General features: G+C 63.6%; 11 protein-coding genes. 6 read left to right on the top strand and 5 right to left on the bottom strand.

Going from position 1 to position 17321, the window contains the following annotated elements:
- Positions 1 to 160: 160 nt before the first annotated feature.
- Entirely contained in the window at positions 161 to 1333 is a 1173-nt protein-coding gene (locus tag N688_RS23405; protein WP_052890418.1) for a hypothetical protein, read from the bottom strand.
- A 454-nt stretch (positions 1334 to 1787) separates the two neighbouring features.
- On the opposite strand from N688_RS23405, the gene N688_RS17125 reads away from it, so the two are divergent.
- Positions 1788 to 5174: a glucodextranase DOMON-like domain-containing protein gene (locus tag N688_RS17125; RefSeq protein WP_202901955.1), complete on the top strand. Its 3387-nt coding sequence runs from the start codon at positions 1788 to 1790 to the stop codon at positions 5172 to 5174.
- A gap of 347 nt (positions 5175 to 5521) precedes the next feature.
- Here N688_RS17125 and N688_RS17120 read toward each other — a convergent pair whose 3' ends face one another.
- The 3 genes from N688_RS17120 to N688_RS17110 form a co-directional block, all read right to left on the bottom strand.
- Positions 5522 to 6166: a GerMN domain-containing protein gene (locus N688_RS17120; protein ID WP_156025483.1), complete on the bottom strand. Its 645-nt coding sequence runs from the start codon at positions 6164 to 6166 to the stop codon at positions 5522 to 5524.
- Positions 6167 to 6432: 266 nt separating this feature from the next.
- The gene (locus N688_RS17115; protein ID WP_052890416.1) at positions 6433 to 7797 is read right to left on the bottom strand and encodes a D-arabinono-1,4-lactone oxidase; all 1365 of its coding nucleotides are present in this window, start codon (positions 7795 to 7797) and stop codon (positions 6433 to 6435) included.
- Between the two features lie 249 nt (positions 7798 to 8046).
- Positions 8047 to 9237, bottom strand: coding sequence for an amino acid deaminase/aldolase (locus N688_RS17110; protein WP_052891541.1), 1191 nt, complete (start codon positions 9235 to 9237; stop codon positions 8047 to 8049).
- Between the two features lie 573 nt (positions 9238 to 9810).
- On the opposite strand from N688_RS17110, the gene N688_RS17105 reads away from it, so the two are divergent.
- Genes N688_RS17105 through N688_RS17085 form a run of 5 tightly spaced genes read left to right on the top strand, consistent with a single transcriptional unit; the run spans position 9811 to position 14332 of the window.
- Positions 9811 to 10554 carry a sigma-70 family RNA polymerase sigma factor gene (locus N688_RS17105; protein ID WP_052890415.1) on the top strand — a complete coding sequence of 248 codons (744 nt, stop codon included), beginning with the start codon at positions 9811 to 9813 and terminating at the stop codon, positions 10552 to 10554.
- A complete protein-coding gene (gene ribD / locus N688_RS17100) occupies positions 10547 to 11773 on the top strand; it encodes a bifunctional diaminohydroxyphosphoribosylaminopyrimidine deaminase/5-amino-6-(5-phosphoribosylamino)uracil reductase RibD (protein ID WP_052890414.1) in 1227 nt (408 codons plus the stop codon). Before N688_RS17105 ends, ribD begins: the two co-directional genes overlap by 8 nt.
- An 11-nt stretch (positions 11774 to 11784) precedes the next feature.
- On the top strand, positions 11785 to 13092 hold the full coding sequence (gene ribA / locus N688_RS17095; RefSeq protein ID WP_081838950.1) for a GTP cyclohydrolase II: 1308 nt from the start codon (positions 11785 to 11787) through the stop codon (positions 13090 to 13092).
- Positions 13085 to 13612 (top strand): 6,7-dimethyl-8-ribityllumazine synthase, encoded by a 528-nt coding sequence (gene ribH, locus N688_RS17090; RefSeq protein ID WP_052890413.1) that lies wholly within the window; start codon positions 13085 to 13087, stop codon positions 13610 to 13612. The genes ribA and ribH overlap by 8 nt, the downstream gene beginning before the upstream one ends.
- A 6-nt stretch (positions 13613 to 13618) precedes the next feature.
- Complete coding sequence (locus tag N688_RS17085) at positions 13619 to 14332, top strand: riboflavin synthase (RefSeq protein ID WP_052890412.1); 714 nt, start codon at positions 13619 to 13621, stop codon at positions 14330 to 14332.
- A 106-nt stretch (positions 14333 to 14438) separates the two neighbouring features.
- Here the strand turns inward: N688_RS17085 and N688_RS17080 are convergent, their stop codons facing one another.
- Positions 14439 to 17063, bottom strand: coding sequence for a hypothetical protein (locus N688_RS17080; protein WP_052890411.1), 2625 nt, complete (start codon positions 17061 to 17063; stop codon positions 14439 to 14441).
- Between the last annotated feature and the right edge of the window lie 258 nt (positions 17064 to 17321).

Genomic DNA, 17321 nt, shown 5'->3' with positions numbered 1-17321 from the left:
CCAGCGGCTGCCCGGCGAGTGGTCTGCGGGCTGATGGAGAGCAGGCTCTCGCTATCTGGAGGAGCGGCAGCCTTGTCAGTAGAAAAAGCCGACGGCTATGCCACGCTAGCCGCCGGCTTCGAGGGCTCCGGAGGAGATCGCTGCGTCTATCCCTGACCCTTTAATGGGCGTAGAGGGGGCGCCAGACGCCGCCGTGATCGGAGCAGACCCCTGGGAGACCACCCGATTTGCTGTACATGCCGTCGTTGCATTCAACGACATAGCCTTTGCCTTTCCAGAAGCTGGAGATGCAGTCAAAGTAGCTGCAAAAATCGGCGGGAGGCGAGTAGATGAGGCTCCCATTGGTGGGGTCGAAGTTGTAGCCCCAGGGATTACAGTTGACGCCAGGGCAGGGGGTGGGCGTCGGTGCCTCGGTAGGCGCGGGTGTAGGTGATGGTGTAGGCGTCGGTGTAGGCGTCGGTGTCGGTGCCTCAGTGGGTACAGGTGAAGGAGTAGGTGAGGGCGATGGTGTAGGTGTAGGTGTAGGCGTAGGGGTAGGTGATGGTGTAGGCGTAGGGGTAGGCGATGGTGTAGGTGTGGGGGTTGGGGTCGGTTTGGGCGTAGGCGTTGGCGCACGAGTCGGAGCAACGGTCGCGCCCGGCTTGCGTGCTGTTGTTGGGGTCGGGGTCGCGCTGCTGACGGTGACAGTGCTGCCAGCAGTCGGCGAAGCTGCCAGGGAGACGGCGCGGTTCTCCGACGAGACCGTAGGCGAGGCCGAGGGCATGCTTGCCTGGATGAGGCTCTGACTCAGCATGCCCGCCAGGCAGGAGCAGAGGGCGCAGATGAGTAGCAAGATGCTTCCTCCGACACCAAAGGCCAGACGCTGCCTCGCTCCCCAGCCACGCCAGATTTGTAGCTGCGCTCTCCCCTGGGTGGCTTCGTCTGCCTCAAGGTAGCGGCGTGTGGCCTGACGCAGATAGACCAGAGGCATGATCGCGAGGAGCAGATAGAGCGCTCCTGTCAGCAGCCTGCGGTCCCAACTGCGGGCTGTCCACGCTGATTCTCCTCCTAAACTCCAGAAACGGGGGCCATCGGTGACTAGTATCAGGATGTTCACAAGCAGAAAAAGGAGTAGACTCAGGAGGCCAAAAAGAATAATGCTGAGGCTGGCCTCTCGGCCCAGGGTGACACTGACCAGGCTCGCCACTAGAGCCAGCAGGGCGGCCAGCCCGTACAGCACGTTGAGCAGCAGTAGCCACCCGCCTCGCTGCGGCAGCTGCTGCCAGAGAGTGTGCCCCGTCGCGCCAGATCCCTCCGGCGGATACGCTGCTCCTGCCGTCGGCCACGATTGCATACTTGTTCTCCTCTCCGCGGAAATGCTTGCGCGACAATTCCTCTACCATTCGCTCTGCCTAGCACAACGGTGACAAACATATATATGTTCGGTATATTGGCAATTGTCAATGAATAGAATATAAGTATTTTTATCTAGTTATTGTTGGGATGAAGAATATTTGTAGTAAGAAGTAATAAGCATGAAAAAACTGTCTTGAGAGCCAGTGGCGTCAGAGCGTCCGTAGCCCGGCTGGTAGGTTGCACTGTCAGAGAGCGGCCTGCCCTCCAGGCCGCTCCATTTGTGTGCTGTGTGTAGCACAGAAATGGGCATGATTCTTGCAACTATGTCTTTCCAGCAGAAAACTGCCTCAGTGGGGAGCAGGGAAGGAAAGGGCAGAGGAAAGAACGGCCAGGAGGAGAGAGAGGCACCTGGATGGTGCAGCTCCCGCCTCCGCTAGAAGGTGAAAGCTGCTATGATTGCCAAAGAGGTTCGACGCATGCAGCGTCTGATGTATGGAAGGAGCCAGAACGCCAGTTCCGGCTATGATGCCTGGCTGAGGCAGCCGGCACCGACGCGCCTGATCCTCGCGCTACTCTGCTGTGCGCTCTTGCTGGTCCTCCCTGGCGGCTCTGCCAGCGCCCAGGTCCGCCAGCCCTATCGTGTAGCCGCCGATGGGCCGGGCGCGCTCTCCTATTTCGACCTGGCGCGCAAGGACTGCGTCGGCACGGCCCGCAATACCACCTCAAAGGTCTGGTTTACCCTGGCCGACGGCGTGCTCAGCGATGTCTATTTCCCCACTATCGATAATACCAATGTCAAGGCCCTGCAATATATTGTGACCGATGGGCAGACCTTTACCGATCTGCAAACACGCGATACCACCTATAGCGTGCAGCTGCTCGATGGGGCGGCCCTCGACTGTCGCGTTATCACGACGGCTCGCAGCGGTCGCTATCGCATCGTGACCGATTATCTGACGGACCCGGCGCGCAACAGCGTGGTGATGCACCTGCGCTTTACGCCCCTGGCTGGCAGCCTGAGCGACTATCATCTCTACCTGTATTTCGATCCGACGATCAACGGCAATGGGGGCGGCGGCTCCGGTAATGGCGGAGCTGACAGTGCCCTGACCGATACCTCGACCGGCCAGCCGCTGCCAGTGGCCTTCGACACCAACACCCATAGTAACGCCGCCAATCGCAGCTATGCTGTGCCGGTCTATGCGGCCCTCGCCGCCTCGCGACCCTTCTTGCAGGTGAGTAACGGTTTCCTCGGGGCAGGCAGCGATGGCCTGGTGCAGCTTGAGCAGACTCACGCCCTGACGCAGATCTACGACGAAGCTGACAACGGCAACGTGGTGCAGACGGCCCAGCTGGACTTGAGTCACGGAGCCGAGCTAACGGTCGTCCTGGGCTTTGGCACTACGCGCACGGCGGCCCTGCAGGCGGCGCGCAGCTCGCTGAGTCTTCCCTTTGCGCGCCTGCGTGCCGACTATGCTGCCGGCTGGCTGCGCTATGATGCTGCGCTGCGTGCAGCGCCGCGTCTGCCGGGTCTCGATGACGCCCAATGGCAGGCGCTGCGGCGTGAATACTATCTGAGCGCCAACGTCATCAAGGCTTCCGAGGACAAGACTTTTCCCGGGGCCATCGTTGCCAGCCTGGCTTCACCCTGGGGACAGGCTGTCTCCGCCGGTGATCCCAACAATCTCTTCTTCGGCTCCTATCGCGAGGTCTTCGCTCGCGACCTCTACGAAGCCTGGACCGGCCTGCTCCTGGATGGCGACCTGCAGACGGCCCGCGACGCCGTCACCTTCCTGTTCTACCGTCAGCAGCGCCCCGACGGCTCCATGCCGCGCAATAGCCTGCTCAACGGTCAGCTTGCTCCCGATTCCTTCGGCACCCAGCTCGATGAGGCCAGCTATCCAACCTTGATGGCCTATCAGCTCCAGATGACCAATGCCGATCTCTATCAGCATCACATCAAGCCAGCGGCCTATTTTGTGATGAGCCACGGCCCGGCTTACGGTGTGGAGCGCTGGGAAGAACAGAGCGGTTACTCGCCCTCGACGATCGCCGCCGAGATCGCCGGTCTGGTGGCAGCGGCCCAGATCGCCCACGCCAATGGGGATGAGGCCAATGCGCGGCTCTGGCTGGGAGTCGCCGACGACTGGCAGCGCTCCCTCGAGCGCTGGACCGTGACCACTACTGGCCCGCTGGCCAATCATCCCTACTATATCCGCCTGTCGAAGACCGGCGATCCCAACGCAGCCGTCAGCTATAACCTGGGCAATGGGGGCCCGACCCTCGATCAGCGCAGCGTCATCGACGCCGGTTTCCTGGAGCTGGTCCGCCTCGGACTGAAGCCGGCCAGCGATCCCGTGATCGCCGAATCGCTGCCGGTTGTTGATGCCTCCATCAAGAGCCAGACAAATAGCGGACCGGGCTGGCATCGCTATAACGGCGACGGCTACGGCGATGCTGCCAGCAATGGGTATCCCTGGGCCCCCTCTGGCGTCGGCACGGGTCATGTCTGGCCGGTGCTGAGCGAGGAGCGCGGCGAGTACGCTCTGGCCAATGGCAATCTGGCGATGGCGAGCGAGCTACTGGCCACCATGCAGCGCTTTGCCTCGGGCGTGGGCCTCATCCCTGAACAAGACTGGGAGCTGCCTGATCTGGCCCCCTCGCCTTACGGTACCGATCCGGCCGTGGCCTCCATCGGCTTCCAGAATGGCCATCCCGCCGGCTCGGCCTCGCCGCTCACCTGGGCCGAAGGGGCTTTTGTGCGCCTCTTCCTCGACCTGGGCGCTCACACCCTGCTGGAGCGACCCGCCGCGACCTACGCCCGCTATGTGCTACAGCATCCGATCCAGACCACGCTGAGCATTGCCGCCCCCGGCGACCTGACGGCAGTTGATGGCTCACCGGTAACAGTGCGCGGCAGCTCGGCCCCGGGCAACAGGATCTACGTAGCTGGCACCAATACCGATAACAACAGCCAGACAACGCTCGTGAGCACGGTCGCCGCGGCGGACGGCACTTTCAGCGTCCAGCTGCCCATCAGTGGTGGCACCACCGTCATCACCGTGGTCGCTGTCAGTCCCCAGGGGGCCACGGCCCATGCCACAGAAACCATCGTCTGGGACTACACGCCAGGCACCGTGCTGCTCGACGTCAGCGATCCTGCGGGAGACGACAACGGACCGGGCAACTACGCTTACCCGACCGCTGCTGATTTCCACGCTGGGGCCTTCGACATCCTGGAGTTTCGCGTCATCGACAGCGGCGACAGCATTGTCTTCAAGCTGAAGGTGCGCGATCTGACGCCGACCTTTGGCAGCCCGCTTGGGGCCCAGCTCATCGATGTCTACGTGCACGATCCGAATGCCGCCCCCAGCGACGCCTCGACGGCGCCATCCTTCCCGCAGCGCAACTATACCATTGCCGCTACGGCGGCCTGGAGCCGGCTCATCGAGGTCCAGGGCTTCGGGCAGCGCTACATCGACGCGCAGGGCACGACCCTGGGCAGCGTCAGCATCAGTGCAAACAGCATCTCGCACTTTATCACCTTCAGCATCCCAAAGGCCAGCCTTGGTCAGCCCGGACCCGGCTGGGGCTTCACGGTCACCCTGGCGGGCCAGGATGGCTTTCAGCCGGATCAGGCGCGCGCCTTCACCAGCACGCCTGGCCCCTATACCTTCGGCGTCTGCGCCTCGGCCAGCAGCGACCCGCACTGCACCGTTGATCCGGGCACGGTGCCGAAGGTCATGGACACCCTGACCCCAGCCGGTGTGCAGCAGGGCGACGAGCTGGACTATACGCGCCATCAGCCAGTGATCTTACAAGGCATAGTCATTCCTTAATTGTGCTTCTTCCTTCGGGTCGTCCTTGCCCGCGGGGGTGTTGGCGGCGCTCCTCGGCCCGGAGCCCCGGTCCGAAGGCTGAGGAGCGCCAGCCCCGCTCTCTTCAGCAGAATTTCACCACATCTGGGGACAGGTACAGAGGACGCGGAGCCGTCCCATCCCCTAGGGGATGAGACGGCTCCGCTGCGTTGCGTTAGGGAAGCGATCCCCCTGTACAAGACAGGAAAGGAGCACAGCGTGGTGAGATGAAGCAATCTGCGACTGCGCCTGTGCGGCGCAGCTCTCCCACTGGTTGGCGAGCAGTTCTCTGGATGCAGCGTAGCGCCCAGCCTGGCCTCTGATTCTGGCTAGCTCAAGCAGCGATCCAGTCCACTCTCGTCGCCGAAGCAGTGGCCATCGCGCGTCAGAATCACTACCCTCTGAATGCTAGGGAACTGCGTCAGGGTCGCGGTGATCTCGGCCTGTACCCGGGCGTCGGCACCAATGCCGGGCGAGGTGAGCTGGCGGCAGAAGCCTACGGTGGCTGTGCCAGGCTCATTGTGGCTGCCGCGCTGGTTCAGCGTCAGGGTGAAGTCTGGACCACCGACCGGCAGCGGTGCCGCGCAGTTCGAAGGGCCACTCAGCATGGTATTCAGCTCGCTGAAGAGGCCGGCGCTGCGCTCGCTGGGGGTCGGTCCGGCGATGAGCATCTGCAAGGCAAAGGTTCCCACAGCAAGCGTCGGTGAGATGCGCTCTACCGGCGAGACAGCGGTCGGATCACTCGTGACAGAGTCAGGGTAGCGCGAGAAAAAGACCTTGATCGGGTAGCCACCTGACGAGGGGGTGCTGACCAGCTGACCCTGGACCATCGGAGCAGCATTGGCCTGGCTCTGAGGATGACTCGCTCCGCTTGTTGGTAGCATCCAGGCTGCCAGCGCCAGACTAAGGGCGCTCAGAACCAGGAACAACAGGCGGAGCGAGCCAGGGTGTCTTTTGGCTATCTTTCTAATCATGCACTTTTTGGCCTTTGATTTTTGAGAAATGCTTTAAGAGAGAGTATACATGATAAAACAAGAGATGGATAAGAGATCGCTCCTGCCTCGACTGGGCGAACAGAGCGGGTCGCGACGGGCCTGATGCTGTATGACCCTGACCTGATAAGTGCTTGCTTTCTTAAGGAAGTATGCCTGTCGGGGGAGGGAGCCAGCTATGGAGCAGCTCACAGTCGAACTGTGAACTAGATCACACTGCTGACTCCCTTCCTGGCTAACTGGCCTGATCAGGAGGAAGCAGGCTCTGACTGGCTGGCTGGCGTGGGAAGCGGCTCGTCGACGGCGAACAGCTCGCGCAGATAGGGGTTCAGAAAGACGCCCTGGGGATCGAGCTGGGCGCGCAGGCGGCGGAAATCGTGCCAGCGAGGATAGAGGGCTGCCAGCTCCTCGGGGCGGCGCGTGTGAATCTTGCCCCAGTGCGGGCGTCCTTCGTAGCGGCGGAAAATGGCCTCCACGTGGCGGAAATAGGGCTTGTATTCCATCCCCTTATACATATGCACAGCCACGTAGGCCGAGTCGCGCCCATAGGCTGGGCTGAGCCAGATGTCGTCTCCCTTCACAAAGCGGCACTCGACTGGAAAATGCACCTTAAAGCGCTGCTCCTCAATACAGGCACGAATCTCCTCAAGAACGGGTCGCAGCTGGTCTGCCGCAATACTGTACTCCATCTCGACGAAGCGCACCAGGCGTGGCGTGGCGAAAATACGGTGGGGATAGTCAATTTCGTCGACGCTAGCCACGCCCAGGGCCGAGATGCGGCTGACGGTTGCCGAGAGAGCCGGCACCAGGCGATTGGCTTCCGACAGCAGCCAGAAGACGCCGTTCTCCAGCACGAGCTGATTCACGTTGCTCCATAGCCGGCCCCAGCGACTGTGCTGGCGGACAGCTTCCTCCGTGGTGTTGATCCACTTGGCTTGCACCCAGGGCGTGTACGGGAACCAGAAGAACTCAAAATGCTCGTTTTCCTGACGGTAGCGCTCCAGGTTATCCAGGCAATCATCCAGCGAGGCACGGCGCCCGATGTAATGGAGGGGGCGGGCCGGCACCACGCGCAGGGTGACCTTGGCAATGACGCCCAGGGTGCCGAGCGAGACCTGGGCCGCCTTGAAGAGGTCGCGGTTCTCTTCTTCGGAGCACTCGATGAGGTCGCCGCTGGCGGTGACCAGCGTCAGGGCCACAACCTGGGTGGAGAGCGAGCCGAAGCGGAGGCCCGTGCCGTGGGTACCGGTGCTGATGGCCCCGGCGATGCTCTGGACATCGATGTCACCCAGATTTTCCTGGGCCAGGCCGTGGGCAAGCAGCAGCTCACCCAGGCGCCCAAGACGTGTACCGGCCAGTACGACTGCCGTACCGCGCTCGCGGTCAACTTTCTCCAGGCCCTGCAGGTGGTCCAGGGAGAGCAGGACATCATCGCTTTCGACGAGGGGGGTGAACGAGTGACCAGCGCCCACGACGCGCAAATGACGCCCGGCGCGCGCACATTCGGCGACGGTTCTGGCTAGCTCTTCCAGGCTCGCTGGCTGGATGATCTCCGGTCGACAGGCAACGGTGCCTGACCAGTTCCGCCAGCTCTCTTTCTCTCCGGCAATCATAGCCTCTGCTCCTTCCTTCTTGTTTGTCTGCTTGATTGCTGCTGTACTCGTAGCTTGCTATGCTCGTCCGCTCTCTCTCTCTCTCTTACGTTCTCTGCTTACCGTCTTCCTCGCTCCTCTTGCCTTGCCAGACACGCTGGAATTTCCTATAGTTTAGAGGGCGAGATGCCGGGCCTGGCAAGAGCTGGGGGTTGCCTCGCTGCCAGCGGCTGTCTGCTCTTGGTGGACTGCTAGCTGCTGGGCTGCTGCTTAGAGGAAGCACTGGCCGTCGCCGCGGTAGGTGGTGACCTTGTCGACGATGCTTCCATTGCTGACCAGCAGCAGGTGAGTGAAGCGCTCACACAGCTCTCCGGCCTTAGCGTGGCGCAGAAAGATCGGGTCGCCCAGCGAGAGGGTCAGGGGACCGCTGTAGCGGATGGGGGTCTGAACCTCGCCGGCGCCCTCGGTGGCGATGAGCTGCGCCCCCTGGGGTAGATAGGGCTGTGGCAGCTTATCAGGACCCGCGGCGCCGGAGGCGACGTAGCCCCCGCCGAGGCAGGTATAGATCTGCGGATGCGGGCGGCGCACGATCTCAATGGCGAAGCCTGCCGCCGGCTGATAGCGGAAGTCGCGATAGTGATCGAAGAGGGCCGGGCCATAGAAGGCCGAGCCGACGGTGATCTCGCTGACGCTGGCTTCCTGGCGTGTTGTATGCACGCTGCCGGTGCCGCCGCCGTTGACGAAGCGCACCTGGGGGGCATACTCCTTAACCAGGGCCACCAGGGCGGCACGGCGAGCGGCGATCTCATCCAATGAGCGGCGCTTGAGCCAGGTCACCAGGCTGTTCTTGAGCAGTTGGCCCGGATAGCGATCGCCAACCCCAGCGATCTGGGCCTCGTAGCCCATGAGGCCATCGAGCCAGACATGGGGCGAAGACATAATCCGCTCGATGACCGGGCGCGCCTGTTCCGCTGTGCGCAGCGGCGAGCGCCAGACCCCGAAATGCAGGCCGGGGAAGTCGATGGCCATGTCGATATCGAGGCAGAGCGGCAGGCGCACGCCGTGGCGGCGGGCCACACTCTCGATCTGTTCCACGTGAGCCAGGCTATCGACCATCAGGGTGATGTGGGCCCCTTCCGCGCTAGCGCGTGCCACCGCCGCGATATCCTCCTCATGCCAGCTTGGATAGCCGATCAGCAGATCGTCCAGGCCCTGGCCGGCCAGATAGACGGCCTCGCGAGCTGTGAAGGCCATAATACCCTGAAAGGTCGGCTCGGCGGCCAGAATGCGCTTGATGATGGCGACACTGCGCAGCGACTTCGAGGCGATGCGCACCCGCTTGCCGCTGGCGCGCTCGCGTGTCAGACGAATGTTCTCCTCTAGCAGGTCCAGGTCCACGTAGGCCAGAGGCATGGGATGCCCGCGGAAGATCTCGCGGTAATACTGGTAGTCGCGGAGCATGGGCTGCGCCCGTTCCTGACGGCGCTCAGGCGCGCTGGCCGGGGAGGCAGCGCCGTTCCTGGGCAAGACGGGAGATTGCTCCGCGCCGGCGACTGGCAGGTATGGCGGCTGGATCTGAGGAGACTGTGGAGACTGAGGCTCTGTCATTGGCGGTTCCTCCTTGTGCCGGCGAGGCGAGGCGAGGCGAGGCGAGACAAGACGCGAGAAGGCGATAGGCCGCGCCCTCCTCTTTTGAAGCCCTGTTCAATCGTAGCATTGTCGCCTCTGAGAAATCAAGCGTGTGGCTGCTGGCAACCGCGCTGAGCAGAAGAGATGCAGCAAAGCTGTCACAGAAGAGGGGTCTGACTCGTCTCCTCTAGTAGAAAGAAAAAATAGAGAACGATGTCTTCGGGGCAGGGTGAGGGATGTGGGCCAGCCGGTGCTCAGGAGCTGACTGAGACGATGGCCTCTCCCAATTCCCGATCGGCGGTATAGCCCGTACGCCTCCGCGCTGGCTGTCGCATGGCAGCGCGAGGGCATGACCTGGGGAAGTTCCAGGGCCGACGGTATAGTCCGATAGGAGAAGACTGACGATTGGAAGAGTTCGATCGCTACTATCCTCTGCTCTTCGCCACTGCGCGTAGCCTGTTGGGCAGCTGCGATGAGATCGAGGATATTATTCAGGAAAGCTACATCCGCTATGCTACGGCAGCGGCGCAACAGATAGGCTCGCTACGCGCCTATCTGTTGACGATTGTGACCCGCCTCTGCCTGGATCGCCTCAAATCGGCCCGTGTGCAGCGCGAGCAGCCCCTTGGCCTTTGGCCGCCGGTCTCGGTGGTGGATGGGCCAAGGACAACGCCAGAGCCAGAAGCGCTGGTTGTCGAGACCCTGGAGCAGCGTGAGGCCCTGGCGCGTGCTCTCTGGCTCCTGCAGGAGCGGCTCAGTCCCGCTGAACGGGCCGTCTTTCTCCTCCACGAGGCCTTTGCCTGTCCTTACGACGAGATCGCCCGCCTGCTCAACAGGAGCGCCAGCGCCTGCCGCCAGCTCCTGCATCGAGCCCGGGCGCGGCTGCGTGCTGCCCAGGCTCGGGCCCGCTTCAGGGTGAAGCCCGAGGAGCATCATGCCCTCTTGAGCAGCTTCCTGGCGGTAGCTCAGGGTGATCCCGTGCAGTGCCTGGTTGAGACGCTGCTGCCTCCTGCTGAGGCTCCGAGACCGGGGGCGTCGGAGGAGAATGCCAAGGCTGTATTTGCACAAGAAGCGGTCCCGGCTCCCGTCGTCGGAGCAAAGGAGCCGCTGGCACTGCCTGCTCTGGAGGAATGCCATGCCCATGCCTGAAGGGCCTGCCATTGTATTGAGCGAACAGGAGCGGCCTCTGATGCTGCGAGCGCTGGCCCTGGCGCGGAGCGTCGAGGGGCGTACCAGTCCGCGCCCGCCGGTGGGGGCGGTACTTGTGCGCGACGGGCAAATCGTAGGTCAGGGAGCGACGGCGCCACCGTATGGACCCCATGCCGAGGTCGAGGCGCTACGGGCAGCTGGTTCCCAGGCCCGAGGGGCTGATCTCTATGTGACGTTAGAGCCGTGCTGTATCGCGCTGCACACGCCGCCCTGTACTGAGGCCCTCATTGCCGCGGGGGTCCGGCGCGTCGTTGTGGCCGCTCACGATCCCAACCCGCGGGTCGATGGGCGTGGGCTGGCGCAGCTCCAGCAGGCTGGGATCGCGGTTGTGCTGCTGGACGAGGTTGATCCCCAGGCCCGGCAGGCGCGCGAGTTGCTGCGTCCCTTTGCCACCTTTGTGCGCAGCAAGCGCCCCTATGTCACGGTCAAGTGGGCCATGACCCTCGATGGCAAGATTGCGGCGCGAACAGGTGACGCCTTCTGGATCAGTGGACCGCCGGCTCGGGCCTGGAGCCACGAGCTGCGCGACCGCGTCGATGGCATCCTGGTGGGAGCCGGCACGGCGCGCCGCGACGATCCCTTGCTCACCGTGCGCCTGGCCGCCAGCAGCGAGCGTAGACCACGTCACCAGCCGCCGCGGCGACTAGTCATAACCAGCAGCGGCCAACTCCCGCCACAGCTACGGCTGCTCAACACGCCCGAAGCCGGAGAGACCTGGCTGCTGATCGGCGAGCAGGTACCCGCCGGGCAACGCGCCGTCCTGACCCGTCCGGGGGTGCGCCTCATCGAAGTGCCCTGCGAGCCGACGGGGCGCGTCGATCTCCAGCAGGCTCTGCAGCGTCTGGCCGCCGAGGGCCTGATGCATATCCTGCTCGAAGGCGGGGCCGCCCTCACGGGCAGTGCCTTCGACTGTCGCTGCATTGACCATGTCGCAGTCATCGTCGCGTCCCGGCTGATCGGTGGGGCCTGCGCCCCGGTCCCTCTTGCCGGCCAGGGCCTGCCCCGCTTAAGCCTGGCGGCTACCTTGGATGATCGGCACACGCAGGCGCTTGGCGACGACCTGCTGATCGAGGGCGAGGTCTGCTATACCTCTGCCGCTTCCGCCACCTCCACCACCTCACCTGCGACGGAAGCAGCGCAGAACCCGACAAGAAAGTGAGAGATCTTGTGATGCCAGCAAATCACCTGTTAGAGACCGATGGCCTGTGGCTCTCCGTGCCTGCCGCCCTACGTCGGCTGCAGGCTGGTCAGATGATCTTGCTCTGCGACGACGAGACACGCGAGCACGAGGCCGACCTCTGCCTGGCGGCCCAGTTCGCCACCGCTGAGCGCATCAACTTTATGCTCCAGCAAGCGCGCGGCCTGCTCTGTGTAGCCCTGGCCGGCGAGCGGCTTGATGCTCTGGCCATTCCCCTGGCCGAGCGCGCTAACGCTCCCCTGCAGGACACCGCCTTTACGGCCTCCGTCGACGCCCGCCGTGGCACTACTACTGGCGTCTCCGCCCGCGACCGCGCCCTAACCGCTCGTCTGCTTGTCGACCCAACCGCACAGCCGGAGGACTTCGCGCGCCCTGGCCATCTCTTCCCGCTGCGCGCCCATCCAGCCGGCACCCTGGGCCGGCGCGGCCACACCGAGGGAGCGGTTGACCTCATGCGTTTGGCTGCTCTGGAGCCGGGAGCTGTCATCTGCGAGGTGCTCGATGAAGAAGGCGAGCCGGCGCGCGGTGCATCTCTGCTGCGCTTTGCCCAGCGTCACGGTCTGGGCCTCATCACTGTGGACGCCATCGCCCGCTTTCGGAGCGAGCGGCCTGTTATCCTGGTGAATGAGACGCGCCTACCGCTGCCAGAAGGCGACTTTCAGCTCCGCCACTATCGCGACACTCGCCAGGCCCGCGATTACCTGGCCCTCATTCTGGGAGAACTCGACAACGGCGACGAGCCGCCCCTGGTGCGTCTTCATTCGGCCTGCACCACCGGCGAGGTCTTTGGCTCGCAACGCTGCGATTGCCAGGCCCAGCTCAGGCAGGCCCTGGCCCTCATCGGACGTGAAGGGCGTGGTTTGCTCCTCTATTTACCGCAGGAAGGGCGCGGCATTGGCCTGGCTGGCAAATTGCATGCCTACCGCCTGCAAGATAACGGCTCTGATACCGTGGAAGCCAATGAGCGTCTCGGTTATCCTGCCGACGCGCGCTCCTACGATGAGGCCGTCGCCATCCTGGCCGAGCTGGGCCTGCGCCGCCTGCGCCTGCTCACCAACAATCCGGCCAAGCTAAGGGCCTTACAGAGCGCCGGCCTCCAGGTCGAGCGTGTAGCACTGGAGATCGCGGCCAGCGACAGGAACCGTGCCTATCTCGAAGCCCGTCGCCGTCGCCTGGGCCATCTCCTCACGATCCCAACGGGATCAGGCCCGGGCGCGCGTGAGACCATCAGCCAGGCGAGCCGCGATGGCTGGCGAAGAGAGGAGGAGAGCCATGTCTGAAGCCATCAGCGCTGAAGAGCGTCCCGACGGCGGCAGGCTACGCATTGCCCTGGCCGTCGCCCGGTACCATCCCCAGATCACTGGAGCCATGCAGGAGACGGCCCGGCGCAGCCTCATCGCCTACGGTGTGGCCGAGGAAGACATCGACATCTGGCAGGCCCCCGGCTCCTTTGAGCTCCCTCTCCTGGCCCAGGCCCTGGCTGCCAGCCAGCGCTACGACGCCATCATCTGCCTGGGCTGTGTCATGAAAGGCGAGACGCGCCATGACGTTCTTGTCGGCGACGCAGCTGCCCAGGGTATCCAGCGCGTCGCCCTCGACACTGGTCTGCCAGTGATCTTCGGCGTCATCTGTGCTGCCAATCGTCTCCAGGCCCAGGCGCGCATTCCCCGCGCCGCCGAGTGCGCCCTGGCTGCCATCGAGCTAGCCTCTACCCTGCGGCACCTCCGCCGTGCGGGTGAGCATCGCCCCGGGGGGCGCCAATGGTCGGACATCGTCGGCACCAAGGAAAGGAGCAGCTAAGTCCAGATGTTTACCGGCATCGTCGAAGAAGTTGGCACTGTGCTGGCGACCAGCGCCACCACCCTGGAAATCGCCATCCCGGCCACCTGGTCCGACGTCAAACTCGGTGACAGCATCGCCGTTGACGGGGCCTGTCTCACCGTCGTTGCTCGCGGCGAAGACTGGCTGCGTGTTGAACTCATGCCCGAGACCCTGCGCCGCACGCGCTTCGCCCCCCTTCTCATGGGGGAAGGGAGCGATCAAGACGAACGCGCCGTCAATCTAGAGCGCTCGCTGCCAGTAGGAGGCCGTTTCGGAGGGCACATCGTTCAGGGGCATATCGAAGCTGTGGTCCCTGTTCTGAGCGTGCATCCAGAGGGCAACTCGCTCCTCTGCGCCATCACCCTGCCTGCTGCGCTGCGGCCCTTTATTATCCCCAAAGGCTTTGTCGCCCTCAACGGGGTCAGTCTCACCGTCGTTGCCTGTCAGGACGATCGCTTCACCGTGGCCCTCATTCCCTATACCCGGGCCCATACCAACCTGGGTCGGTTACGTCCGGGCAGCCTCCTCAACCTGGAGAGCGACATCGTCGGGCGCTACCTGGTGCAGCTTCTGGGCCATTATCCTGTCGCGCTACAGAGCGAGCCGGCAGCCGGAGACCCACCGACGCAGGCACATTCACAGGAAGCAAGGGCAAAGGAGGGCAAGGGAGCAGGGGGGGCAAAACGCCAGGAAGGGTAACGAGGTGAGCAGCCTCCTTGCTGGCTCCTCCCCGCTACCCTTCCAGCCGGGGTGAACGACGCTCGCTATGAGGTGGGTCTGCTAAACGAACCGATAGCGACGGGCGCTACTGCAGAGCGACGGCGAAGACATGCATCCTGCCGCCGCTCACCGCTGCCGGCAAGGTCACACTTTTCACAGTCTTTCCCTGCGGCAGGGCGATGCTCACATAGAACAGATAGCACTTCATCTGAACTGGGCCGTTGGGACTATTAAAGTAGGGCATGCTCACGGCCTGGGGACTGCTGGCCAGGGGGCGTGAGCCGCCACCGTCCAGCGTCCAATCGCTGAAGGCGACAGGCACCGCCTGGGTTGTCCCATCGGTAAAGGTAATCAAGAGTTGGCCGCGGGCCACGCCATGATCAGCGGCCCCGAGGAGGCCGAGCAGCTTCGCGCGTGGCTGGTGCTCCACCGGCAGCGTCTGACCCGCTGCCACATAGTTATCCGGCTCGCCCGAAAGCACATTGGGCCAGACGAAGACGAAGCCGCCGGCAAAGACATGGTCGCCGGGATTGACTCCGGCGCGCTGGAGCGCCTGCGCTGAGTAGCTATTGCCTCCCTGATCAAAGTTGGCCAGCGCCGGACGATCGTCGTTACTGACCCCCACATTGTTGTAAGGAGGGGCCGTACGCGGATCAGACTGTGCTGGGCTGGACGCTGACGAAGCGCTGCGCGCGGCCTGACTGGGCGCCTGCCCAGGCTGGCCTGGCCCAGAAGCTGGCAATGAACGAGAGGCCGCTATAGGTGCAGGTGCCGCTGCGGTAGCACTCGAACTACGGGCTGGCAGCGTGCTCAGCGGGCGGGGACCCACTCTCAGGTCACTGGCCGGTGACCGGCCCGGCCCCGGCTCCGACTGAGGGCCAGGCCGATTCTGCGGACCCGGCTGCCTCTGTGGTCCAGGGTGAGGCAGGCGCAGCGGCTGAACCGGATGCGACTCCACCTGCTGGGGATCTCCCTGCGTCTGCGACGGGGACGGCAGGGGGCGCCCTCTGGTCAGCAGGCCATAGATCACCAGCGCCTTGCCGCTCGGCACAAAGACCCGCCCGTCGGCCACGGTCGGCACGCTGAATTTCACGTACCCTGGCAAAGCATCACGCTCGGGACTCTGATCGCTACTGTACAGTTCGCGCGCCAGATTGCTGGCATCGTAGGCCCGCAGGACCCCGCGCGGATCAACCAGCCAGAGAATACCTGTCCCGGCCTGATTGCCGCTAGAGGTCACCACCACATTGGCGCCTGGGAAAGGCAGCTCCTCGGGAGTGGATGAGACCGGCTGAGACGAGAGGCGGCCATTGATCAGACGGTAGGCCACCACCGGACGGTTCACGCTGGCAAAGTAGACATACTCGCCCTCGGGACCATTCCAGTAGGCGGGTGTGCTGAAGAGGCCGCCAATCGTCGTCGGTGGAAACTCCTGCACGATCTGATCCACATCGTTGCGCCCCTGGTGATTGCAGGCATCAGGAATAGTATGGTAGCGGCCCAGGTGATTGCGGGCCAGCACGTAGATCCGCCCCTCTTTGCCCGAAGCGATCAGCTCCCCGACCGTTGGCAGTAGCAGGGGCGCAGCAGAGCCAAGATCGGCGTCGGCGTCGTCCAGGCAACGCTCATTGAAGGGCGTAAAATAGTCAACCAGGCGCAGATCGGGCGAGAGCTTGCCCACTGAATCGCCAGCATTGCGACCGCCCAACTGGAGATTAAAGGAGCCATTGCCACTCGTAAAATAGAGAAAGCCATGCTCATCAGCGGTCAAAGCGCCGCCAGAACCCCAGATTCCAGCCCGCGCGCCATCGGGCGTATCGTTAAAGACGGCCATCTGGCGGAAGGCGCTGCCGTTGTACTGGTAGCTCATGATCCAGCCGTGGTACGGCATATTATCGCAAAACGAGCCCCAGGCGATATAGATCCGGCCATTGGCCAGTACCAGGGCCGCGCGCTGGCGCTGGAAGCGTGGGTCGAAAGCCAGGAGGCCGCGGCGGCTGCCGGCACCTGTGCCGCGCACACTGGCCTGAATCGTCACCGGGCTGCCCTTGCGCTCTTTACCGGTTGCGATATCCAGGGCATGGAGGCGATAGACCAGGCGACCACCCTCTTTAGTGAAAGCCACCACATAGAGCGTCCGAGTGGCGGCATCGATGACCGGCGTCCCGGTGATCCCGATCTCAGGCACCAGGTCGTTACAGGCCACGTCATGATTGGTCGGAACCTGGATGCCGCGCCCCAGGAAACTGGTCCGCCAAAGCAAGGCTCGCTCGGAGCTGGGGGCATCGGCATCGAAGGCGTAGACACTATCGTGCTCGGTCGCCACAAAGACCACATTGCGCGCCCGACCCTGGATCGGCAGGCTGGGCACATAAAGCGGCTGAGCATAGACCTGGCCGTCGACTGCCAGCGTCAGACGCTTCCCGAAGGTACTGGCATTGACATTGCTCGTCGTCAGCAGCACCTCTGCGGGATTATGGCCACTGTGCCGGTTATTGTACTTGAAGGTCAGCACGGCGGTACCGCTCGCCGGGGCAGCGTAGGCGGCAGAGTGCGACCTGTGGCCCGCGACCTGTTGGTCGGAGGAGGGCCTCCAGGCCAAGGCTCTGCCGGTTCCTCCGGGCAGCCAGGAGCAAAAGAGCAGGCCCCCGAGTAGCAGCAGGGGCAGTACTGCCGCTACTCGGGGCAACAAGCGAGAGAGGTTGATCATCACGTCTCCTTCACCACTGCAGTTATAAGCAAGCAGGGGCATGGCGTCTACTGCCCGTCGGCGATCAGGAACGAAGTAGCAGCTCTTCCTCTCCTCGTGCTTGCTTGCTTCTTCCTTGCTTCAACTCGCGTCGTGTCAACCCCTTGTTGGAGGCGATTTCGTCTGTCTACAATCTGTGGCTTACTTGCATCATAGCCCGTACACCGGCTTACTTTCCCCAGAAGCCCGAGGCGGCTTACGTGCTGCTTCCACTACTTA

This window comes from Thermogemmatispora carboxidivorans (genome assembly GCF_000702505.1).
GTDB classification, from domain to species: Bacteria; Chloroflexota; Ktedonobacteria; order Ktedonobacterales; family Ktedonobacteraceae; genus Thermogemmatispora; species Thermogemmatispora carboxidivorans.
The sequence above is the reverse complement of the archived record's forward strand: the minus strand, read 5'-3'. Positions and strand labels throughout refer to the sequence as shown.

Bases quoted from the DNA above. Each gene is read 5' to 3' on its own strand.
- N688_RS23405 (WP_052890418.1), bottom strand. From the start codon at position 1,333: ATGCAATCGTGGCCGACGGCAGGAGCAGCGTATCCGCCGGAGGGATCT.
- N688_RS17125 (WP_202901955.1), top strand. From the start codon at position 1,788: ATGATTGCCAAAGAGGTTCGACGCATGCAGCGTCTGATGTATGGAAGG.
- N688_RS17120 (WP_156025483.1), bottom strand. From the start codon at position 6,166: ATGATTAGAAAGATAGCCAAAAGACACCCTGGCTCGCTCCGCCTGTTG.
- N688_RS17115 (WP_052890416.1), bottom strand. From the start codon at position 7,797: ATGATTGCCGGAGAGAAAGAGAGCTGGCGGAACTGGTCAGGCACCGTT.
- N688_RS17110 (WP_052891541.1), bottom strand. From the start codon at position 9,237: ATGCTCCGCGACTACCAGTATTACCGCGAGATCTTCCGCGGGCATCCC.
- ribD (WP_052890414.1), top strand. From the start codon at position 10,547: ATGCCTGAAGGGCCTGCCATTGTATTGAGCGAACAGGAGCGGCCTCTG.
- ribA (WP_081838950.1), top strand. From the start codon at position 11,785: ATGCCAGCAAATCACCTGTTAGAGACCGATGGCCTGTGGCTCTCCGTG.
- ribH (WP_052890413.1), top strand. From the start codon at position 13,085: ATGTCTGAAGCCATCAGCGCTGAAGAGCGTCCCGACGGCGGCAGGCTA.
- N688_RS17085 (WP_052890412.1), top strand. From the start codon at position 13,619: ATGTTTACCGGCATCGTCGAAGAAGTTGGCACTGTGCTGGCGACCAGC.
- N688_RS17080 (WP_052890411.1), bottom strand. From the start codon at position 17,063: ATGATCAACCTCTCTCGCTTGTTGCCCCGAGTAGCGGCAGTACTGCCC.